This is a genomic window from Pseudomonas fluorescens (assembly GCF_001307275.1).
Taxonomy (GTDB): Bacteria; Pseudomonadota; Gammaproteobacteria; order Pseudomonadales; family Pseudomonadaceae; genus Aquipseudomonas; species Aquipseudomonas fluorescens_AA.
The window spans coordinates 6,709,089-6,731,012 of record NZ_CP012831.1; the positions used below are offsets into that span (position 1 = coordinate 6,709,089).

18 protein-coding genes and 2 pseudogenes are annotated in these 21,924 nt (G+C 60.3%); 7 read left to right on the forward strand and 13 right to left on the reverse strand.

Annotated features, from left to right (window positions below; genetic code table 11):
• Nucleotides 1-6 precede the first annotated feature (6 nt).
• Nucleotides 7-1,968, reverse strand: a complete 1,962-nt coding sequence (locus tag AO356_RS28875) for a methyl-accepting chemotaxis protein (RefSeq protein ID WP_060742751.1) — start codon at nt 1,966-1,968, stop codon at nt 7-9.
• A 271-nt stretch (nt 1,969-2,239) separates the two neighbouring features.
• Here AO356_RS28875 and AO356_RS28880 point away from each other — a divergent pair, with 271 nt between their 5' ends.
• Genes AO356_RS28880 through AO356_RS28890 form a run of 3 tightly spaced genes read left to right on the forward strand, consistent with a single transcriptional unit; the run spans nt 2,240 to nt 5,086 of the window.
• Nucleotides 2,240-3,037 carry a MipA/OmpV family protein gene (locus AO356_RS28880; protein WP_060742752.1) on the forward strand — a complete coding sequence of 266 codons (798 nt, stop codon included), beginning with the start codon at nt 2,240-2,242 and terminating at the stop codon, nt 3,035-3,037.
• The gene (locus tag AO356_RS28885) at nt 3,037-3,723 is read left to right on the forward strand and encodes a response regulator transcription factor (RefSeq protein WP_060742753.1); all 687 of its coding nucleotides are present in this window, start codon (nt 3,037-3,039) and stop codon (nt 3,721-3,723) included. The genes AO356_RS28880 and AO356_RS28885 overlap by 1 nt, the downstream gene beginning before the upstream one ends.
• Entirely contained in the window at nt 3,716-5,086 is a 1,371-nt protein-coding gene (locus AO356_RS28890; protein ID WP_237140779.1) for a sensor histidine kinase, read from the forward strand. The genes AO356_RS28885 and AO356_RS28890 overlap by 8 nt, the downstream gene beginning before the upstream one ends.
• Before the next feature lie 30 nt (nt 5,087-5,116).
• On the opposite strand, the gene AO356_RS28895 is transcribed toward AO356_RS28890, so the two are convergent.
• From AO356_RS28895 to AO356_RS28915, 5 genes are all read right to left on the reverse strand, one after another.
• Nucleotides 5,117-6,373, reverse strand: a complete 1,257-nt coding sequence (locus AO356_RS28895) for an MFS transporter (RefSeq protein WP_109791147.1) — start codon at nt 6,371-6,373, stop codon at nt 5,117-5,119.
• Between the two features lie 305 nt (nt 6,374-6,678).
• Complete coding sequence (locus AO356_RS28900; protein WP_060742756.1) at nt 6,679-7,932, reverse strand: OprD family porin; 1,254 nt, start codon at nt 7,930-7,932, stop codon at nt 6,679-6,681.
• 94 nt (nt 7,933-8,026) lie between these two features.
• Nucleotides 8,027-9,331, reverse strand: coding sequence for a CitMHS family transporter (locus AO356_RS28905; protein WP_060742757.1), 1,305 nt, complete (start codon nt 9,329-9,331; stop codon nt 8,027-8,029).
• A gap of 141 nt (nt 9,332-9,472) precedes the next feature.
• Nucleotides 9,473-10,798, reverse strand: coding sequence for a dicarboxylate/amino acid:cation symporter (locus AO356_RS28910; protein WP_060742758.1), 1,326 nt, complete (start codon nt 10,796-10,798; stop codon nt 9,473-9,475).
• Nucleotides 10,799-10,839: 41 nt separating this feature from the next.
• Nucleotides 10,840-11,922, reverse strand: a complete 1,083-nt coding sequence (locus AO356_RS28915; RefSeq protein WP_060742759.1) for a 4-oxalomesaconate tautomerase — start codon at nt 11,920-11,922, stop codon at nt 10,840-10,842.
• Nucleotides 11,923-12,089: 167 nt separating this feature from the next.
• On the opposite strand from AO356_RS28915, the gene AO356_RS28920 reads away from it, so the two are divergent.
• Entirely contained in the window at nt 12,090-12,980 is an 891-nt protein-coding gene (locus AO356_RS28920; RefSeq protein ID WP_003200706.1) for a LysR family transcriptional regulator, read from the forward strand.
• Here the strand turns inward: AO356_RS28920 and AO356_RS28925 are convergent.
• Complete coding sequence (locus AO356_RS28925) at nt 12,905-14,230, reverse strand: MFS transporter (protein ID WP_060742760.1); 1,326 nt, start codon at nt 14,228-14,230, stop codon at nt 12,905-12,907. The genes AO356_RS28920 and AO356_RS28925 overlap by 76 nt on opposite strands.
• Before the next feature lie 125 nt (nt 14,231-14,355).
• On the opposite strand from AO356_RS28925, the gene AO356_RS28930 reads away from it, so the two are divergent.
• The gene (locus AO356_RS28930) at nt 14,356-14,814 is read left to right on the forward strand and encodes a winged helix-turn-helix transcriptional regulator (RefSeq protein ID WP_060742761.1); all 459 of its coding nucleotides are present in this window, start codon (nt 14,356-14,358) and stop codon (nt 14,812-14,814) included.
• A 6-nt stretch (nt 14,815-14,820) separates the two neighbouring features.
• Here the strand turns inward: AO356_RS28930 and AO356_RS28935 are convergent.
• Nucleotides 14,821-15,351 (reverse strand): annotated as a pseudogene (locus AO356_RS28935) (LysR substrate-binding domain-containing protein); the annotation flags it as partial.
• On the opposite strand from AO356_RS28935, the pseudogene AO356_RS28940 reads away from it, so the two are divergent.
• Nucleotides 15,352-16,014: pseudogene (locus AO356_RS28940) on the forward strand (NmrA family NAD(P)-binding protein); the annotation flags it as partial.
• A 127-nt stretch (nt 16,015-16,141) separates the two neighbouring features.
• Here AO356_RS28940 and AO356_RS28945 read toward each other — a convergent pair.
• The 3 genes from AO356_RS28945 to AO356_RS28955 all read right to left on the reverse strand — a co-directional run bounded on the left by AO356_RS28945 (nt 16,142) and on the right by AO356_RS28955 (nt 19,039).
• Nucleotides 16,142-16,936 (reverse strand): creatininase, encoded by a 795-nt coding sequence (locus AO356_RS28945; protein WP_060742762.1) that lies wholly within the window; start codon nt 16,934-16,936, stop codon nt 16,142-16,144.
• Between the two features lie 84 nt (nt 16,937-17,020).
• Nucleotides 17,021-17,572, reverse strand: a complete 552-nt coding sequence (locus tag AO356_RS28950; protein WP_225613445.1) for a VOC family protein — start codon at nt 17,570-17,572, stop codon at nt 17,021-17,023.
• A 36-nt stretch (nt 17,573-17,608) separates the two neighbouring features.
• The gene (locus AO356_RS28955) at nt 17,609-19,039 is read right to left on the reverse strand and encodes a purine-cytosine permease family protein (RefSeq protein ID WP_060742764.1); all 1,431 of its coding nucleotides are present in this window, start codon (nt 19,037-19,039) and stop codon (nt 17,609-17,611) included.
• A gap of 330 nt (nt 19,040-19,369) precedes the next feature.
• On the opposite strand from AO356_RS28955, the gene AO356_RS28960 reads away from it, so the two are divergent.
• The gene (locus AO356_RS28960; RefSeq protein WP_060742765.1) at nt 19,370-20,038 is read left to right on the forward strand and encodes an FMN-dependent NADH-azoreductase; all 669 of its coding nucleotides are present in this window, start codon (nt 19,370-19,372) and stop codon (nt 20,036-20,038) included.
• A gap of 185 nt (nt 20,039-20,223) precedes the next feature.
• Here the strand turns inward: AO356_RS28960 and AO356_RS28965 are convergent, their stop codons facing one another.
• Together AO356_RS28965 and AO356_RS28970 are read right to left on the reverse strand one after the other, a co-directional pair.
• Nucleotides 20,224-21,165: a LysR family transcriptional regulator gene (locus AO356_RS28965; protein WP_060742766.1), complete on the reverse strand. Its 942-nt coding sequence runs from the start codon at nt 21,163-21,165 to the stop codon at nt 20,224-20,226.
• A 41-nt stretch (nt 21,166-21,206) separates the two neighbouring features.
• The gene (locus tag AO356_RS28970) at nt 21,207-21,821 is read right to left on the reverse strand and encodes a DUF1989 domain-containing protein (protein ID WP_060742767.1); all 615 of its coding nucleotides are present in this window, start codon (nt 21,819-21,821) and stop codon (nt 21,207-21,209) included.
• Between the last annotated feature and the right edge of the window lie 103 nt (nt 21,822-21,924).

Consider the following 21,924-nt stretch of genomic DNA (forward strand, 5'->3'; position numbering starts at 1 on the left):
CAGGAATTAGGCGACCTTGAAGCGATTGACCAACTGTTGCTGGTACTCGGCCAGGCGCGCCAGTTCCTGGCTGGTGATGGCCGTCTGCTCGGCACCGGCACTCACCTGGATCACCAGGTCATTGATCTCGTTCACGTTACGATTGATGTCCTCGGACACCGCGTTCTGCTCTTCGGCTGCGGAGGCGATCTGGATGTTACGGTCGCTGATCGTCGCCACGCCCTCGGCGATCTCCACCAACAACGTCCCCGCGCGCTCGACTTTGCTCGCCCCGTCCTGAGCCTTGTCCAGGGTCTGCTGCATGGACAGCGCCGCACGATCCGACCCGGCTTGCAGGTTGCTGATCATCTGTTGAATGTTGCCCGTGGACTCCTGCGTCTTTTGTGCCAGGGTGCGCACCTCGGAGGCGACCACCGCAAACCCGCGCCCATGATCACCGGCCCGCGCCGCTTCAATCGCCGCATTGAGCGCCAGCAGATTGGTCTGTTCGGCAATGCCGCGAATCACGTCGAGCACGGAAGAGATCGCATCGCTTTCCAGCTTGAGATCACCAATGATCCCCGCGGTCTCCTCGGCCTGCCCGGACAATTGGCGAATCAGCCCGATGGTACTTTCGATTTCCACGCGCCCTTGCGCCGTGCTGAGGTTGACCTGTTGCGACATGTGCGCCGCATCGTTGGTACTTTGCGCCACCTCGCGCACCGTGGCGCTCATCTGATTGATCGCGGTGGCCACCTGCTCGGTGCCTTGGCGCTGTTGCTCGACACTCGCACTGGTCTGGACCGTCACCGTGGAAGACTCTTGCGCGGCGGTGGCCACCTGCGCCGTGGCATTGCCGATTTCCTGCACGACTTCGCTGATCTCCTGCGCCATGCGATTGAGGTTGCGCGAGATCTGGCCGAATTCATCCCGACCCTCGTACGTGGCCCTGGCAGTGAGATCACGTTGTGCCAGGCCGTTCAGGGCCCGGTTCACATCGCGTACCGCCAAATCGATCATGCGGATGATCACATACGACAGCACCGTCACCGCCAGCAGCGCCACGACGACCGCACCGAGGGTCAACCACAACGCACGGCTGGCTTCATCGCGCCCGTGTACCGCCAGGCGGCTGACGTTTTGACCGAGGGCTTCCTCCACTTGGCCCATCATGTCGATGCGCTGAGTGGAGAGTTCAAACCAGGCCTCTGGCTTGATGCCCAGCGACTGCCCCAATGGCACTTCGAAAGCCAGGCGCTGCAACTTGCCCACTTCGACCGCAGCGGGTTTGAGCATCTGCTCGGTAAACTGTTGAAGCAAGGCTGGCTGGGCCTGGCGACGGAATGCGTCGGAATAAGCAGAGAACTCACCGAGATTACGGCTAAAACGCGACAACAATGTCTCGTCGAAACGGTCCTGGCTGAATACCAGGCCCAGCACGACCCGCTCGCGTCCAGCCCGTTCTTTCATCTCGATAAACTGATTGAGCGCACCGAGTGCATGAACAATGGTGGCGTTATTGATCGTCGCTTCCAAAGAGTGGGTATAGCCCACGAGCGCTTGAATGATCTCGGTATAACGAACACCCGATTCGGTGCTGCTGATACCCAACTTATCCACTTGCCCACGAATGGCGGGCAGTTGCGCCAAGGCCTGGAGGACGTTGTCCAATTGCGCGCTCCCCGACGCAGACAACCGGCTCACCACCTCGACAGAAGCATTGGAATCCTGGCGCGCCTGGGCCATCCGCTCACCCATGGACTTGCCCGCGCTGCCCAGGAACACCCCGCTGGCGCCGCGTTCACGCTGCAATACCGTAATCAGTTGGCTCAACTTCTGCGCCGTGGCGCTGGCGGTGACCGTGGCGTCCATATCGCGCAGTGTCTTGTAGTTATCCACGACAAAGACGCCGGCCAAAATCAGGAATCCCAACAAGGGAAGGAGCAGGATCAATAAAAGTTTCAGACGCAGCGGTGCATTCCTGAGCATTTCCGTTCAAGCCTCATTTAAAAATGAATTAGTGACGCGTGAACTTATTGTAAGAAGGCTGTTATACACGCTGACTTGACGTGATCTTAGCGCAATACCAAATAGCCATCACCCCTGATATTGCACCGCTTGGCACATATAACGGCCGTGAAGCGGGAATATGTATTTGCCTTGATCGAGGTCAAGCTTTCGACAAATAACCGTAAGTATCCGGTAAGGGAAGACGCTCAACGATAGGCGCGCATTTCATCCTGTCCCGTTGGAGCACCCCATGCATTTGCTGCGCTTAGCCGTTTCCACCATCCCGAGCCTGATCCTACTCACTGCGCCCCCTTCAGCGCTGGCCGCACAGGCCGCCGAACCTGAAACCGCCAAACCGTCTTCGTCCTGGGGGCTGGGGGTCGGCGCCATCAGCAGCCAGCAGCCCTATACCGGCATCGATCGTGACAACAAGGCGATACCGCTGATCTACTTCGAGAACGAATACCTGCGGGTGTTCGGCCCGAACGCCGAGGCCAAGCTGTCGCAGCTCGAGATCAACGACACCCAGCACATCGATTTCAGCCTCGTGGGCCAGTACGACTTCAGTGGCTATGATGCCGATGACTCGCGGGTTTTCGATGGCATGAGCGACCGTAAAAGCAGCTTCTGGGCCGGAGCGAAAGTGCAGTGGCACACCGACTGGGTGGACGCCCACGCCGAGTGGCTGGCGGATGTATCGGGCAACAGCAAGGGGCAGCGCTTCAACCTGGGCCTGGAGCGGACCTGGCGACTCGACGACCGCATCACCCTCACGCCCCACGTGACGGCGATGTGGCAGGACAAGAAATACGTCGATTATTATTTTGGCGTACGCGACAGTGAAGCCCGCATCGATCGCGCGGCCTATGATGGCAAGTCCGCCCTCAATACCGAGTTTGGCGTCCGGGGAAACTACATGTTCGATAAGCACCACTCTGTGTTCCTCGATATCAAGGCGACCCGCTTCGCCAGCGAGATCAAGGACAGCCCGCTGGTAGATCGTTCTACCGAAAACAGCGCGCTGTTCGGCTACCTGTACCGCTTCTGATGAGCCGCATTCTGTTGGTCGAGGACCACGAACGCTTGGCCCAACTGGTCAGCACGGGATTGACGAACGCCGGGATCGCCGTCGATGTGATCAACCGCATGGACGGTGCATGGGCGGCCATCCAGCGGGTGCCCTACCAGGCGCTGATCCTCGATCGCGGCTTGCCGGACGGCGACGGGCTGGTCTTGTTGAAGCGCCTGCGCAGCGCCGGGCTTGGCCTGCCGTGCCTGGTGCTCACGGCACGGGATGCCCTGCATGATCGGGTACAAGGGCTCGATGCCGGTGCCGATGACTATCTGCCCAAGCCGTTTGCCATGGATGAAATGGTCGCCCGGGTGCGGGCTTTGCTGCGGCGCCCCGTGGACTGTCGCCCACTGGCGCCCAGCCACGGTGACCTGAGCCTGCAACCCGAGACCGGCACTCTGTGCTGTGCGAATGAAAGCATTACCCTGGCGCCGGCGGAAATGCAGATCATGTTGCTGCTGTTGCGCAAGCCTGGGGAAATCGTCCGCCGCCCCAGCATAGAGGCGGCGGGCTGGGGCTTGAGCGAGGCGGTCACGCCGAACGCCCTGGACGTGGCCCTGCACCGTATCCGCCGCAAGCTGCTTGCCATCGGCTCCCGCCAACGCATTGTCAACTTGCGAGGTCTCGGTTATGCGCTCCGCCAGGTCGACGTGGTTGAGTAGCCTCCGGTTCAAGGTGCTGCTGGCCTATATCGCCGGCGTGGCGCTGAGCATTCTGTTGATCGTGTCGGCGGCGTTGGCCCTGGTCAGCTCACAGAGCGACATCCTGTCGGTCATGAACATGGCCGAACGCACCCAGGAGCTGGCGGAGAAACTCCAGTTCGATGCTGGCGGGCGCCCGGTCGGATTCGATCCCAGCGAGGCGGATCGAATCTGGACCTATGACAGCATGGGACAGGAGATCGGCTACCGCGTGCTGGACGCCTCGGCAAACGTGGCCCTGGCGTCCACCGATGCGACCTTCTGGCCAGCGAGTGCCTCGCTGCACCCTTTGGAGCACGAACCGTTCAAGTTCGAGCGCCAGGGCATCTTGATGTACGGTGCCACCGCGCCAGTCGAACACGACGGCCAGACCTGGTTCCTGCAGCTTGCCGTCAGCGAACGGTTGATGGACCTCTTTCACGGCGCCTTCGCCCTGCCCTTCATGGGGGCCGGCATCGTCCTGTTCAGCCTGGTACTGCTCTTCGTCTTTGGTGCCTGCGCCTATGTCATCCTGGGTTATACGCTCAAGCCCTTGCGCGAAGTGTCCGAGTCGGCCGCGGCCATATCGCCTCGCTCGCTGCATTCGCGCTTGCAGGTCAGCCGCGTACCTTCCGAAGTCTTGCCACTGGTGGACAGTTTCAATCGGGTCCTCCAGCGCCTGGAAAATGGCTACCGGATCCAGCAGGAATTTCTGGCGACAGCGGCGCACGAGTTGAAGACACCGCTGGCGCTGATACGCGCGCAGATCGAATTGATGGCAGACAGTCCCGATCGCAGCGCGCTCCTCAACGACGTCGCCCACATGACCCGCCAAGCCCAGCAACTGCTGCTGTTGACCGAAGCCAGCGAGGCGCAGAACTATAGGTTTGCCGCGGTCGAACTGGCCGATGTCGCGAAAGAAGCCGCCGACTATCTACAGCGCATGGCCGAAGCCGTCGACGTACGCCTGGTGCTGGCCGACGATTGCACGGGCGTTGCCCCCTGGCAGGCTGATCGCAGCGCCCTCTTCACCTTGCTGAAAAACCTGCTGGAGAACGCCCTCCAACACGCCCCTCGAGGCACCGAGGTGCGAGTGGACATCGGCAAGGATCGCCTGAGCGTACGCGATTGGGGCCCCGGGGTTGATCGGGAGCAACTGCCGCAGCTGTGCGTGCGCTTCTGGCGCGGGCCCCATCGCCGCGACCATGGCGCCGGCCTGGGCCTGACGATCTGCCAGGAAATCGCCCAGGCCCATGGCTGGACGCTTTCAGCCACAAGAGCGGAACCAGGACTGCTGCTTCAGTTGTCTCGCCGGGAACACGCCAGCGACCCCGCCCGGGCTTGAACAGCGCGGGGTCGAACCGGGTACGCGGCCTCAGGCGACCCCGCCGTCGGGCACCGCAAGGGTGTCGGCCTGGGACACGCGGCTTGGCCTGAAGGTCTCGGGCATCGCCAGCAACAGGCCGAATGCCAGCGCGGCAATCGCCGCCAGGGTCAGGAACGCCGCGCTGTAGCCAGCCCCTTGCACCACGAAGCCGGCCAGGCTGTTGCTCAACGCGGCGCCGAGCCCGAACACCGTCGACAACACCCCGAGACTGACGTTGAAGCGCCCGGTGCCCTGGGTCAGGTCCTTGACCACCAGGGGAAACAGCGCGCCAAACAGCCCGGCACCAATACCGTCCAGCAGTTGCACCGCCACCAACCAGTAGGGGTCGTCCGAGAGCACGTACAACACGCCGCGGATGGGCAGGATCAGGAAGCCGGCCAGCAGCAACGGCTTGCGGCCCCAGGCATCGGCCTTGACGCCCACCAGCCACGCCATGGGCACCATGACCAGTTGCGCCGCAACGATACAAGCCGATGTCAACGGCGTGGCCAGGTGCACATTGGCCTGGGCGAGCTTCTGGCTGACCAGCGGGAGCATCGCCGCGTTCGCCAGATGGAACAGCCCGCAGCAAATGGCGAACAACAGCAGCGTACGGTTATCCAGCAGGACCCGCAGCGTCGAGGGTACAGGGCCGTGAACCAACTGCCCCGCCTCCAGGCCCCGTGCCACGTCATGGTCGATGGCCTCGGCGGACACACAACTGACCGCCACGATGCTCGCCAATGCCATGGCGGCCATCAGGTAGAACACCGCGATGGGACCGAACAACCAGGCGAACCCACCCGCCAGCAGCGCGGCGCAGGCATTGCCCGCGTGATTGAATGTTTCGTTGCGCCCCGTGCGCCGTGTAAAGGCCTTGGCGCCGGTAATGCCCAGGGAAATCGCCGCGATAGCCGGCGCAAAGACTGACGCTGCCACGGCGCCGATGGCCTGGGTCAATGCCACCAGGCCAAAGGACGACGTGAACGGAAGTACCAGGCAACCCAGCGTCACCACCAATGCCGCCACGGCCACCACGGCACGCTTGCTGCGCACCCGGTCGATCAACGCGCCGGCAGGCGCCTGGGCGACAAGCCCGGCCATGGCCGCCACCGTCATCACCACGCCAATGCTCGCCGGGTCCCAGCGATGCACCGCCAGCAGGTAGATCGCCAGGTAAGGACCCAAGCCATCGCGCACATCCGCGAGGAAAAAATTCAGGCCATCCAGGGAAAGGTTGTTGCGTCGGTCTCGGTTTCGATCCACAGCGGCCTCGACGGGCATTGCCCCAAAGAAAATTGACGCAATGATGTCGCAAAGAATCGAACCGGGCCACCGTGATGAGCGCGGGGCCACTGAGAAAACCGTGGCGAGGGAGCTTGCTCCCGCTGGGTCGCGAAGCGCCCCCAAAACCTGCCGAACGCGTAACACAGACACACCGCACCCGCCGGTTCACGACTGCTTCGCAGCCGAGCGGGAGCAAGCTCCCTCGCCACAGGTCCATCGTTGTTTCTTAGGTGAACTGCATGACCTACCAAATCCATCGTTGTTTCTTAGGTGAACTGCATGACCTACCAAAGCGCGATGTCGTAGGTAAAGTAGACCCGGTTGCTGTCACGACCACGGGAAAAGTCCGAGCGATAGACGTAGTTTCGCAACTTCACCCCCAGCCCCTTGAACGTTCCCTGTTGCACCACATAGGCGATCTCTGCGTCACGTTCCCACTCTTTGACCGCGGTGTCGGACTTACCGTCGTTACCGCTCAGGTAGCGGGTGGAGAACGTCAGGCCGGGCACACCGAGGCGCGCGAAGTCGTAGCCGTAACCGAGCATCCAGGTCTTCTCGTCTTCCTCGATGAACTTGCCGATCCCGACGTTGCTGAAGGAGTACACCGTGGCGCCGCTGACGTAAGGCAGGCCCGCCTCGCCGCTGAGGGTCTGGTAACCGGCGCTCAGTGTGTGGCCGACAACGGCGTAGGACAGCGACCCGCTGAGCATGTCGTTGTCGATCTTGCCGCCGTAGGCCGACCCCGAATCGACGCTGTTGAAGTAGCGCAGGTCGCTGGTCAATACCCCGGCGCCCAGGGGCAGATCATGCTGGATGCCAACGAAGTTCTGTCGATAGAAATTCTCCAGCTCGCCATAGAAGTAGCTCAGGCGGATGTGCTTGCCCAACTTGTAGTCGGCGCCGGCATAGCTGAAGTCACCGGACTTATCGCCGCCGTAGCCGTCCGGCACGATGGGCATGCTGTCGCTCGAATCCCGCAGCTTGAAACGCTCCAGGTGCCCGCCGGTGACGGTGAGGTTGTCAATGTCGTTGCTGCTGATCTGGGTGCCTTGGTAAGTCTGGGGCAACAGCCGCGCATCGTTGTAGACCAGCACCGGGGTCTTGGGCAGCAAGGTGCCGTATTTGAGCGTGGTCTTGGCCAGCCGGGCCTTGGCGGTCATGCCCGCACTGGCGAACTCGTCGGCGGCGCGACCGTCGTCATGCACCGGCAGCAGGCCGGTGCCACTGCGACCACGCCCGGAATCGAGCTTGACCCCGAGCAGGCCCAGGGCATCGACCCCGAAGCCGAGGGTGCCCGGCGTAAAGCCTGACTGGTAATCCAGCAGGAAGCCCTGGGCCCATTCGGTGCGCTCACTCTTGGCGGTCCTCGCCGCCCGGGCGCTCATACCGTGCTCGTCGCGGAAATTTTCGTTGAAGTAGACGTTGCGCAATTGCAGCTTCAGCTTGCTGTCATCGATGAAACCTTCGGCGCTGGCCGTGGCCAGGGGCAACAGGCCAAGGATTGGAAACAAAGCCCCGCGGGTCAGCAAAATGGTCATGTCTGGCTACTCGTTGTTGTTATTGGGCGTGCAGGCCTTCTCACCCCCATTTGCAGGGGGCGTGTCAGGCAGGAAAACAAGGTTGTCGGGTGAGTCAGGAAAACAGCGTCAGTGCCCCGGTCAGCAAGGCCAGCGCGGTAATCACCAGGGAGGTGAGCACCGCCCATTTGACGGTGGCTTTCTGGAAGTCGCCCAGGTCGCGGTCGACCATGCCCACCAGCAACAGGGTCGAGGCCACCAGCGGGCTCATCAGGTGCACCGGCTGGCCGAGAATGGAAGCCCGGGCAATTTCCACCGGATCAATCCCGTAGGCAGCGGCGGCGTTGGCCAGGATCGGCACGACCCCGAAGTAGTAGGCATCGTTGGACAATACGAAGGTCAGCGGCATGCTGGTAATCGCCACCACCAGCGGGAACAGATGGCCCCAGGAAGGCGGAATCCAATCGACCAGGGTTTGCGCCAGGGCATCGACCATTTTCGTTCCGGAGAAGATCCCGGCGAAGATGCCCGCGGCAAACACCAGCAGGACCACGGTCATGGCGTTGCCCGAATGGGCGAGAATGCGCTCCTTCTGAATATCCAGTTGCGGATAGTTGATCATCAGCGCCAGGACGAAACCGATCAGGAACAGAATCGCCGAGTGCATGAGCCCCATCACCAGCGCGACCATCACCGCGACCACCAGCAGCAGGTTGACGTAGGCCAGTTTCGGGCGCTTGTGTGGCGTGTCCTCGATGATCGCGTTGATGTAGCAGTCACCGCCACCGCTTTGCAGCTGGACGTTACCAATGCGCTTGCGCTCGGCACGGCCCAGCAGGAAGGCCGTGAACACCACCCACATCGCACCACCGATCATGGTCGGCAGCAACGGCACGAAATACTCACCGGCATCCAGGCCCAGCGCTGCGATCGCACGGGTCGCCGGGCCGCCCCAAGGGGTCATGCCGCTCATGATGCTCAGGGAGAGCATGGAAATGGTCGCCAGGATCATCGGGTTCATGCCGATGCGCTTATACAGCGGCAGCATCGCGGCACAGGTGATCATGTAGGTCGTCGTGCCGTCACCGTCCAGCGCCACCAACAGCGACAGCAGCGCGGTGCCCACGGCGATTTTCATCGGGTCGCCATTGACCCGCTTGAGGATCTTGCGGATCAGCGGGTCGAACAGACCGGCGTCGATCATCAGGCCGAAAAACAGGATCGCGAACAACAGCAGTGCCGCCGAGGGCGCGACCATTTTCAGGCCGTCCAGCATCATCTTGCCGGTGGTCCCGCCAAAGCCGCCGAGCACGGCAAAGACGATGGGCACTACCGTCAGGGCGACAATCGGGGACAACCGTTTGGTCATTATCAGGAAAGTGAAGACCACCACCATGGCCAAGCCAAGTAAAGCGAGCATATGTCAGATCTCTTGTTGTTATGAGTAGCTTGGCAGACACCCAGGCACACGCCCTCCCACCCGCCAGGCAACACGCTGAAGTGTGCCTGGCGAGAGGTATCGAGTGAGCTTGCGCGGTGCTGTCGAGTCAGCCGTGAGCGGCTAGATGTGTTTGGCGACCTTCGCGCCGTCCCAGCTCGAGTCCGTTGCCGGGGTCTGTGTCAGGGCGGGTTTGCCATCCAGGGTCTGCAACAGCACTTCGCGGTCACAGGCATTCTCCGAGAGGGAGATCACCACGGTCGCAACGGCGTTGCTCGCCAGGCTGGTCAACGCCCGCGCTTCGGACATGAACCGGTCGATCCCGATCAATAGGGCCAGGCCCGCCAGGGGAATGTCGTGGATGACCGTCAAGGTCGAGGCCAGGGCGACAAACCCGCTGCCGGTCACACCCGCGGCCCCCTTTGACGACAGCAGCATGATCGCCAGCATGGTGATGACCTGGGTCAGCGTCAGGTCGATGTTGCAGGCCTGGGCAATGAAGATCGCCGCCAGCGACAGATAGATCGCCGTGCCGTCGAGGTTGAACGAGTAGCCGGTCGGCAGCACCAGCCCCACGACCCCTTTCTTGCAACCCAGGGCCTGGAGCTTTTCCAACATCCGCGGCATTACCGGTTCGGTCGAGGACGTGCCGAGCACCACCAGGAACTCTTCACGCAGGTAACGCAACAGCTTCCACAGGCTGAAACCGTGGGCGCGGCAAAGGCTGCCCAACACCACAAAGACGAAGAAAGCGCAGGCGATGTACAAGGTCATGATCAACTTGGCCAGCGAGCCCAGCGACGTGATGCCGTACTGCCCCACCGTGAAGGCCAAGGCCCCGAAAGCGCCAATCGGAGCGAAACGCATCAGGTAGGAGAAAATCTTGAACACCATGTGCGAAGCCGACTCCAGGACCTCCAGCACAGGCTTGCCGCGCTCGCCCAGGGACGATAGGGCAAAACCGCAGAGCACCGCGATAAACAGCACCGGCAGCACCTCGCCTTTATTGAAGGCGCCGATGAAGGTGTCGGGAATGATGTGCATGAAGAAGTCCACCACGCTCAGTTTCGCGGCGGATTCGGTGTACTGCGACAGCCCCTGGGTACTCAACTGCGTCGGGTCGATGTTCATGCCTGCGCCGGGCTTGAACAGGTAGACCGACACCAGGCCGATGATCAGGCTGATCACCGTCAGCGCCAGGAACAACAGCATGGTCTTGCTCAACAAACGCCCCAGCGAGCGCTTGTCGCTCATACCGGCGATGCCAGTGACAATGGTGCAGAACACCACCGGCGCGATCATCATCTTGATCAGCTTGATGAAGGCATCGCCCAGCGGCTTCAAGGCAATTGCCTGTTGCGACCAGAAGTGCCCGACGACCACGCCCAGCAGCACGGCGCAGATGATCTGGAAGTAGAGCGATTTAACAACTTTCATGGCATCACCCATTTTTAGAATTGTTCTGATGCAAAAGACCCTGGCAACCAGGGTTATCCGGCCAGCCGTTGGGACGCCGTGGCGTAGACGTAACCCGAGAAAAGCCGGCGCGCGGTACGTACTACCGAAGCCCGAATGGTCTCACCCTTTTCACCGGTGTAGGACAGTACGACATCAATACCGCCGCTTGGGTGTTCGATCCGAACCTGTTGCAAGCGCGGTTCGCTGACGTTGCCGAGCAACTGTGCAACGACGCTGCCTTCGGTTACGCACGCCGTGGCCAAGCCAATGGAGCCGGTGATCGCCAGGGCGCGGTGACAGTTGTGCGGCATGAAGTAGCGCACCTGGATCGTCCCGCCGCACTTGGCCGGAGACACCAGCACCGGCTTGGGAATGACCTTGTCGCTGACATCACCCAGGCCCATCGCCAGGCCGGCTTTCAGCCGCAAGGACTCCAGCCGCTGCAGGAAGGCTTTATCGGCGTCCAGTTCGGCAGGGCTTTCGTCACCGCGTTTGCCGAGCTGGCTGGCCTCGACAATCATCATCGGCATCGCCATGTCGATGCAGGTCACCAGGATGCCGTCGATCAGGTCCAGGAGTTGCCCGGTCGGGAAGAGTTTCCCCGTCTTGCTGCCCGCCGCATCGAGAAACGTCAGTTGTACCGGAGCGGCTGTGCCAGGCACGCCGTCGATGGCGGTGTCGCCTTCATAGCTGACCTTGCCTTGCGGGGTTTGCACTTCGGCATTCACGAACGTCCCGGTGTTGAGGTTGCGAATGCGCACCCGGGTCAGATCGCCAGAAGGCTTGACCAGCCCCTGCTCGATGGCGAACGGGCCGACGGCGCAGAGCATGTTGCCGCAGTTGGGGGCGGTATCGACCCGACGCTGGGAAACCATGACCTGGACGAACAGATAATCGACATCCGCGTCAGGGTGCAGCGATGGGCTGACGATCGCCACTTTGCTGGTTTGTGGGCTGCCGCCACCGATGCCGTCGATTTCCAGCTCGTGGCCGGAGCCCATCAGGTTGAGCAGCAGCTCGTCACGTTCGGCGATGGCGACCGGCAGATCCCAGGCGAGAAACACCGGGCCTTTGGACGTACCGCCGCGCATTAGCACACAAGGAATTCGCTGCATGATCACTAACTCTTGTTGATCAATCTGGATAATTGATGCTCTGGACACAAGAGTGGCAAAGTTTGAAAAGTGTTTCCAATGCAAAGATCAGAGAGATTATTGCGTTTCACAAATGAATTACTTTACGATGATTTGCACTACGCATCCCCTCTGCGGTGAGGTAGAACATGGAATATGAGCTCCAGGACATACGATCTTTCGTGAAAATCGCCGAACTGGGCAGTTTCCACGAAGCCGCCGATGCGCTGCATCTGTCACAACCGGCCCTGAGCCGACGGATGAAAAAACTCGAGGAAGGCCTGGGAACCGCTTTGCTCGACCGCACGACCCGCAAGGTCAGCCTGACGAGTGTCGGCCGTGACTTCCTGCCCAAGGCGCGGCGCCTGCTGGATGATTTCGACGACTCGATTCTCAACATCCGCGAGCTGGCGGAGCGGCAGATCGGCCGGGTGACCTTGGCGTGCATCCCCACGGCGGCGTTCTATTTCCTGCCTTCGGTGATCCGCCTCTACAACGAGCGCTACCCGAAAATCCGCATCCGCCTGCTCGACCTCAGCGCCAACGAAGGGCTCGAAGCCGTGCTGCGCGGCGAAGCCGACTTCGGCATCAACATGATGAGCGGCCAGCACCCGGACATCGAGTTCGTGCCCCTGGTCAACGAACCCTTTGTGCTGGCCTGCCGACGCGACCATGAATTGGCTGAACGCAGTGCGGTCACCTGGTCGGAACTCAGCGACTATCGGCTGATCGGGGTCGGGCGCCTGAGCGGCAACCGCATGCTGCTGGACCACGCGCTGTCGGGCCTGAGCTGGCGCCCACAGTGGTTCTACGAAGTCCAGCACTTGTCTACGTCGCTGGGACTGGTCGAGGCCGGCCTGGGCGTGTCGGCGATGCCCAGCCTGGCCATGCCGGCCGGGGATCATCCAACCCTGGTCAGCGTGCCGCTGATCGAGCCGGTGGTAAACCGCTCCCTGGGCCTGGTCTACCGCCGGGGCGCATCGCTCTCCCCGGCCGCGGAGAAATTCGTCTCGATCCTGCTTGAGCAGTGGCCGCAATGAAGCGAGCGTCTCCACACCACCAGCGCGGCGAGGCTGATCGAGGCGCCCAGCAGGCTGACCGCCATCCAGCCCCACAGCGCATAGACCTGGGTCGCGGCGGTCGCGCCCAATGCGCTGCCTACCGAGTAGAAACACATGTAGGCGCCGACCATGCGACTCTGGGCGTCGGGCCGCGCGGCGAAAATCAGGCTCTGGTTGGTGACGTGCACGGCTTGTACCGCGAAGTCGAGTAGCACCACGCCGCAGACCAGTGCGATCAGGGAGCTCTCGGTAAACGCGATGGGCAGCCAGGAGAACGTCAGGAGCCCCAGCGACCAGCCGGTAACCCGTTGTCCAAAACCTTGATCCGCCCAACGACCGGCGCTTCTGGCCGCCAGGGCACCGGCGACACCCGCCAGGCCAAACAGGCCAATGGCCGTGTGTGAAAGTGACAGCGGCGCGGCGCTCAACGGCAGCACCATCGCAGTCCACAACACCGAAAAAGCGGCAAAGATCAGCAAGGCCAGCAGGCCTCTGGTCCGTAGCATCGGCTCGGTCACGAACAGCACGAACAGCGAGCGGATGAGCGCCAGGTAGGGCTGCCGGTGACGGGGCGACACAGCGGCGGGCACCACGACCCAGAACACTGCCGCGATGGCCAGCATCAAGCCCGAGGACACGAAATAAACCCCGCGCCAGCCCGCCAGGTCGGCGATCACCCCGGAGGTGAACCGCGCCAGGAGAATCCCCAGTACAACGCCACTGGTGACGGTGCCCACGGTCTGTCCCCGTTGGGATGGCGAGGACAGCACGGCGGCATAGGCCACCAGCACCTGGACGACCACCGCCAGCAACCCCATCACGACCATGGCGCCCAGCAAAGCCAACCAATGCTGGGCTGCGCCGACGGCCGCCAGCGCGATGGCTGACAACACCAATTGCGCGAAAACCAGCCGTTTACGGTCGACCCTGTCCCCCAGCGGGACGATGAACAGCAACCCCAGCGCGTACCCCACCTGGGTGGCCGTCACCACTCCCCCGATCAATCCGGAAGCGACACCCAGGCTCTCGGCCATCGAGGCGAGCAAGGGTTGGGCAAAGTAGACATTGGCGACGGCCAGGGCGCAGGTCACGGAAAACAATAACGTGAGCGACGGCGAAAGCCCCGGGCACTGCTGTTCATTCAAAGAGCCCGTGGTGAGGGCGCTTGCTCCCTCGTCACCCTGACTTTCCGAAGGCTGCTGGGTGAAACAGTCGGCCTCTGCTGTCATGCACGTCTCCTTGGCGCTAAACTGGTTTCAATTAAAAACCTGTCTGAATTGTTGCTTGATCAGGTTTCAATTTGCAACCACATAATTCCGACCAACTTGGCAATGCTTTCCAGAGGGTCAATCAAATGGAAACCGCTTCATCGCAAAACAACGAATGCCCGGTCGCCAGGACACTGGATGTGATGGGTGATCGCTGGTCACTGATGATCATCCGCGACGCATTCGACGACATCCGTCGATTCAGCGAATTTCAAAAGAGCCTGGGCGTGGCCAAGAACATTCTGGCTTCGCGACTCAAAGCCTTGGTCGAGGTCGGCGTATTCGACGTTCGACCCGCCTCGGATGGGAGCGCCTACAAAGAGTACGTCCTGACAGAGAAAGGCCGGGAGATCTTTCCGGTGGTGGTCAGCCTGCGACAGTGGGGCGAACGTTTCCTGTTCGAGCCGGGGGAAACTCGTTCCGTACTGTTGGACAACGCCACCGGCCAGGCCCTCATGCCGATGGAAGTGCGCTCGGCAAGCGGTCAGAAACTCGGGCCGACTGATTGCCACAGAGTGAGGCTCATGACCGACGACCTGACGTGAGCATTTTTATCCCTGCAAGACCAGGGACATGTCCGGGTACCTGGCACACATGAAATCGACAAACGCCCGCACCTTCGGCGCAGCAAGTCGTCGGGACGTGTGCAGGACCCAGAGTTCGGCTTCTTTCCCCGATACCGTGCCCCACTGGACCAACTCGCCACTGGCCAGTTGGTTCCATGCCATCGACTGCGGGATAAGGGCCGCCCCACCACCGGCGATGGCCGCATCGCGGATCATCAGGAACGAAGAGAACCGCAGCCTGGGGACCGGTTCCAGAACCAAGTGGCCGCCATCGAGTGCCCATTGGGTGGGCTCGAAACCGGACGCCACAATGCCGGGAACCGAGCGGATGGCCCCGGGTGCAGGCATTGGCAGTCCAGGTGCGGCCACCACCACCAGCCGGTCCTTGGCGAAACAGCGACCGACTAAATCGCTGTCCGGGCCGGGGTTGATCCGGATGGCGACATCAAATTGTTCCTCGACGAGATCCACCACGCGATCCTCCGCAACGACGTCGATCGTGACGTCAGGGTAAGCCGCGCCGTGACGCCCGACGAGGTAACACAAGCCCTCATCACCTTGAACCTCGCTCGCGAGGCCGGCATCGAGCGCATCGTCTACCTGTCAGTGATCCATGCCGACAAGTTCACCTACGTGCCGCACTTCACCGGCAAGCATACGGTGGAGCGCATGATCGAAAGCCTCGACATCCCGGCGACGATCTTGCGCCCGGCTTACTTCATGCAAAACGAATTCATGGTCCAGCAGACGATTCAGGATTACTCGGTGTACCCGATGCCGATCGGCTCGGCGGGCGTGTCGATGATCGATACCCGGGACATCGCCGATATCACCGCTGCCGAGTTGCTGCGTCGCGACAAGGCACCTTCGGCCCTGGATCGGGTCACCCTGGAGTTGGTCGGCCCGCACGCACTGACCGGTACCGCCGTGGCGAAAATCTGGAGCGCCGCCCTGGGTCGCGAGGTTGCCTACGGCGGTGACGATGTGGTCGCCTTCGAAGCACAATTGGCTGCGTACGGCCCTGCCTGGCTGGCTTATGACATGCGCCTGATGATGTCCGGTATCCAGAAGTTTGGCATGCAGGCCGCTGAAGGCACCGTGGAACGGCTCCAGGCGATTCTGGGACGCCCGCTGCGCACCTATGAAGACTTCGTTCGCGAGGCTGTCGCCGGGGTTTGAGTAACCACCACACCGCCCACCATCCGACCTCCCCGTCATCGTCCCAAGGGAAATCGAACTGAAGAAAATGCGTCGGCCAGCCGCCTGGGGCGGCTGCTGTCTGCAGGAGGAGAACATGGAACAACGCTCAACATACTAGGCCAACGGGCCGCTGGATATCGAGCCCGAACTCTGACTGGACCGCCTGGACAATACCGCTGATGACATCGGTCACCAACAGCTTTCCCTTGTTGGCGCTGGACCCCAGCGCAGAGGACAGAACCCCGCTGGCAGGCACCCATTCGATCCGCGTGGGGTACATATCATAGACCGGGAACTCGGCCGGCCCGTGGTCAGGAATCTTGTCCAGGGCAACCATCGCTGGGTAGTAATGCAACATCATCGAGGTTTCGATGACCGCTGCATGTTCCAGGGCGATTCCCGGAAAGCCGTCCATAAAAATCTTGTCGAGTGTCCGTGGGTTGACGAACTCCCAGTGTTCCAGGCGCATGACTTCCAGCCCGCTGTCCGGGCCAATGTCGCGCATTGCCAGCTCTATGCCCTCGGTCACGAACCACTGGTTTTCATAGTGCCCGATCACTAGCACCAGCCGCTTCACACCGTGACGATGAAACTCACGAATGGCATCCCGAACCATGGCGATCAAGGTTGCACCGTCCACGCTGGTTGTGCCACAGAAGTGCTGCCCGCCGCCACACTTGGGCTGGGATTTATAGCCATAGGACAACGTCGGGGCAACGATGCCGTCGATTGCCCGGGCCACATCCTCGCTGATAGCGCTGGCCAGTAAGGCGTCGGTTCCCAAAGGCAAGTGAGGTCCATGCTGCTCCGTTGCGCCGATGGGAAGAAACACCACGACACCTGATTGCACCCGATGCTTGTACTCGACCCAACTGATGTTATCCATCCGAACACTGTTCATGAGGTTGTCCTCCTGATGTCATTTCAAGGTGGCGAGCACCTCGGCGCATGACAGCCATCAGCGCCGAGGTGATGCCGCGTGGGCTTATGCGCGCGGCGGGTACCACGACTCCGGTTCCGGATAATCCCAATCGGAAGGAAATGCATAGGTTTCAAATACGGTGGTGGTATCGGCCTCGGTACCAAAGAACGCGAAATGATTCACGCCCATCCAAGAACCTGACTGAACGCATTTGAAACCACGTCGCTCCAGTTCAGCGAGGCGATCTTCGAACGGAATGTTGTTGCAGTCATACGCGACGTGTTGGATGCCTTCGCCATGCTTGTCCAGGAAATCGGCGAAGATTGTCGGCCCGGAAACAGGCTCCATCAATTCCCAGACCATGTTTCCGGACTGTGCGAAACAGACTTTCAGTACAAAGTCGGCCGGCTCACCGTGGTAAGTCTGGTTCTGGGTGTTTTCCGGGCTGAAGGTGTAGACCCGCCACGGGCCGATCCCCAGCTTGAGCAAGCCATCCATGGTGCGTCTGTGGTCACGCGTCACGATCGCGATTTCCACGACATTGCCCAGAAACGCATCGATCTCGGCACCGCCATTCAACGCCGCCAATACATTGGTTTGTTCAAGATGAGACATTTGCATAACCTCGCTTAATGAATAACAACATTGTTTTTACTTAGCCATGGCCGACGAGCGAGCAACCTCCGCCTGCCGGGATCGGTGCAACACATAATAAATACCGCCGCTGACAGCAAACCCTGCCAACCAAGACAGATCAATGCCGCCCAATGCCATCGCCAGGGGACCTTGCAGTGATTTAATAGTGCCTACTTGGAATAACCAAGCCGCCAGTACGCCAGCTGCAAGTGCAAACAGGCCTTTCCAATTCACGTCCGTGCAGGCACTTTCCAAGTGATGACAATAAAGCGATTGAAGATCGAGCTGACCACGGCGAATCAGGAAGAAATCAACCAATGTGATACCGGCCCAGGGACTGATCCACACCACGAAGAAAACCATCAGGTTCTCAAAGGTATGCACGAATTCACCTGATTGCAGGAACAGATAGAGGATGAACAGCGCGACCACGCCCGAGACGGTTGAAACTACCCAGCGTGGCACTCGCAGATCCAGCGACAACGTTGCCAGTGCCGCCGAATAAATGACCACGATGTTAGTGGCCACCGGACCATGCAGCAGTACCAGAAGCACCGGCAACGCCATGGTTCCGAACACCGCAATGATGAGCTGCGCCGGGTCCGAGCCTGCGCCCGCAGAAGCAATGGCAGCGCCAAGAAAGGCCAGCCATACCGTGGGCAGGAACATGCCGAGGAATGTCGAGCGGAACACCTGGCCATCGGAGAGTTTGCGCTGGGTGAAGCGGGTGTAATCCGAGGCATATACCAGCCAGGAAATACCCCAGCCGATCCCGATCGCCGTCATCAGGCTGCTCATGGCCGACAGTTTGCCAATGCCCTCGGTGGTCGAGGCCTGCCATTGGATGTCCACATGAGTGAAGGCGAGCCCGGTCATCACGACCATGATCAGTAGGATCACCGGCATGGTGTAGCGCTCGAAGCACTTGATAGCATTGAAGCCCCAGGCTGCGATACCCACCTGGATGACCATGACGCCCAAGGCGATGCCGTACTTGAGCTCCATGCCTGCGCTGATACCGACCTTTTCCAGGGCCGCCATCGCCAGGTCCAGGACTATCCAGGTGTTGGTGGCGACCCAGCCCATCGGCATCAGTATTTGCATTATGGTTGGCAGGTAGGCGCCGCGTCTGCCGAAGGCCAGCCGGGAAAGCACCATTTGCGGCACGCCCGTGCGGTGGCCCATGATGCAGATGGCACCGAACAAGGCGGCGCCCAACAGGTTGCCGACGATAATCACCAGCAGAGTTTCAATCAGGCTCAAACCCAACTGGATACCGATTGCCCCCAGCACCCAGTTGATCGGCGCGACATTCGCTCCAGCCCAGATCCAGAACTGGTCCAACGGCGTTGAAGTACGATGGCTATCGGGCACCGGCTCAATGCCCAGCGCATCGTAGTTGGCCTCGTTCGTTAAGTTTCTTATAGATTCGCCACGCATTGACATTATTATTTTCCTCGCTGACCGGCGACACATGAATCGCCCCTGGTCATTAAAGCGAGGTCTATATCTTTATGTAATTGACCATAACTAAACTACCCTTTAGAAAAATTGCCGGGTAAAGCTTTTCTCAAGCCCATCATTCATCCAGACATGAAATACCCACGCCATGTCAAAAACAGAAAGCTTTTCAACCCAACCCGACAAATAAAAATCGCTTATTGAGTTTTACTTAACGCTCTTCAAACAAACATCAATAGCCGAAGCGGCGAGGGACGTGCCAATTTGTTGCAGTCGCTGAAGTAACTCCACTTCAGGGTTAACAGGAATGATGAAATGACCACCCTTCTTCATATTGATGCCAGTGCGCGATCCGACCGTTCCCTAAGCCGTAAACTGTCCCAGGCTTTTGTCCAAGCCTGGGTCGAACGTGATGGCAAGGCGCAAATCATCGCCCGTGACGTCGGGCGCAACCCTCCTCCATTCGTGACCGAAGCTTGGATCGCCGCAGTTTTTACCCCCGAAGAACACATGACGCCGGAAAAACGCGAGGAAATCCGCCTCTCGGATGAACTGATCGACGAGATCGACCGGGCCGACATCATTGTGATCGGTACGCCGATGTACAACTATGGGATGCCGGCGGCCCTTAAGTCCTGGTTCGACAAGGTGATTCGGGTCGGCAAGACTTTTACCTTCGATCTCGAGCGCGGCGACTACCCACTGGAACCCATCATGAGCGGCAAGAAGCTGGTCATTTTATCCTCCCGTGGCGAGTTTGGATTTGGCCCAGGTGGCGTTCGTGAAGCCATGAACCATCTGGACACGCACATTCAGACCTGTGCGCATTACCTGGGCGTGAATGAAACCCATGTCATCTCTATCGACTACCAGGAATTTGGCGACGCTCGCCATGAAGCCTCCATCGCGAATGCGTTCGATGCCGTTCCGGTCCTGGTCAGGCAAATGATCGAGGCACGGCAAAGCCAGCTCTCTCCGGCTTGATGCCGCGTATCCCCGCCAAAACCAACGATGGGGAAGCCGGCTGAACATGTCGGGCGTGGCAATCCCATCCGGAAAGGAAAGTACCGGGTTTGCCACCTCGACCCTGTTTTCGACAACCCGGGGTCACGACGATCAACGGCTCGCTGCAGCCCTGACGATGAAGTCGAGCTTATCTGCCTCAGCGCTCAAGACGTCAGCGCCATTTGATGCCCTGCCACCTCATCAAGCGTGTGCTCCCTGAACGACTTTGCCTCGCCCAGCAGCCATTCCCTGAACAACGAAAGGCTATGGCGAGGATTGCAATGGTTATCTTCTATCAGGTGGTAGGTAAAACCGGCCAAGGTCGGCCCCACCACCCGTCGAATCCGACCCGAGCGAAGCTCATCGTCAATCAATACGTTGCTGCACAGCAAAGGGCCTAATCCCCGCTCCATCGCATGCAGCGCAAGCGTTTCCTCGCTGTACCAGGAGGTGCGCAAGTCCCGGGAGGCACCGTGCTCGGCCCGGGCCAGCCAGGCTGACCACGCGGGAGCTTCGAGAGCCTGATTCTTCCATTTGAACGCCAGCAGTGGTCGATTATGGAAGTCGTCGATCGTTGCCATGCGTTCGACTGGACAGATGCTTTTATCCGCGACCGCAATGTACCGATCCTCGAACAGCACCGGACCTCGCACATCGGCCTCGACTGGACCATATCGAATCGCCAGATCAATCGTCTCGGAACGCAGATCCACCAGTTTCTCCGAGGCGTGGATCGACACCACGATGTTCGGATAGATCTCATTGAACTTCACCAGGCGCGGCATGAGCCATCGCTCCGCAAATGCACGCGTGGTGGACACCTGGATCGCATCGCCCTCCTTCGCCCCATTTAACAGGGCAAAGGCCTGGGCAATCTGATCGAAGCCGTCCCGCAACAGCGGATAGATGGCTTTGCCCGCAGGTGTGAGGGTCACCGTCCGCCCCCGCTCAAGGAGCTTTTGTCCCAACCCGTCCTCCAATTGCCGGACTTGATGACTGACCGCGGCGACTGTCACGGAGAGCTCGTTCGCTGCCACGGAAAAACTCTGGTGGCGTGCAACCGCTTCGAATGCTCGCACCGAATTCAGAGGGGGTATCTTGCGCATGATGGTCTCCTGGCACCTGGACGGTATGACGTGCAGCGGATTCAGAGAATGCAATAGTGAACGTCCCGGGGCTCCATTCCATTTACGGCAGTAATGTCCTGGGGACAAGCAGAGAGCACCACAATCGCGTCCATTTCCGCCGTAAGGCACACATACTGCCCAGGCTCACTGACCGGCGCGGCGAACTCGATACGCCCGTCCTGATGAACCGGCACGTTCATGAACAGGTTCAAGGGACTCGGGGTTTCAGTCACCACCAGGCCGAGGACGTCCAGAGCCAGAAAGAGATTTTCATTACAGCTATCGTGATGGCCCACTACGCCCAACTGCACGTAACGCGTCGGGTCGCAAGCGGCCACCAGCGTGTCATGCACACCGGGCGAACTGTCTTGCGTAAGCGTGAGGATTTTCCGGCGTTTGTTGGTCACCAGGCTGTCCCCCTTGCACGGATTGAGCTTCAACCAAAAAGGTCGACTGTGCTCCATCGACATGACTTCGCAAAGATCATCCGGGTTGAACGCCCAAGTATCAACGACCTGCTTGCCATGTGTGTTGATGAGCTTGAGGGTTCGCCCTTGATGCAACCGGAGCGCAACACCTCGCCGGGCAGGCAAACGGACCAGCTCTGTGCCGTGGATGGTATCTACTGCATTCATGTTCTTGTTTCCTCGCAAGACTAAAGGCCGACGGCCGAGTACTTGCCATCAAGGAAAACACAGCACAAAACCGCAAACCAATAATATAAAGTGGCCTCGGTAT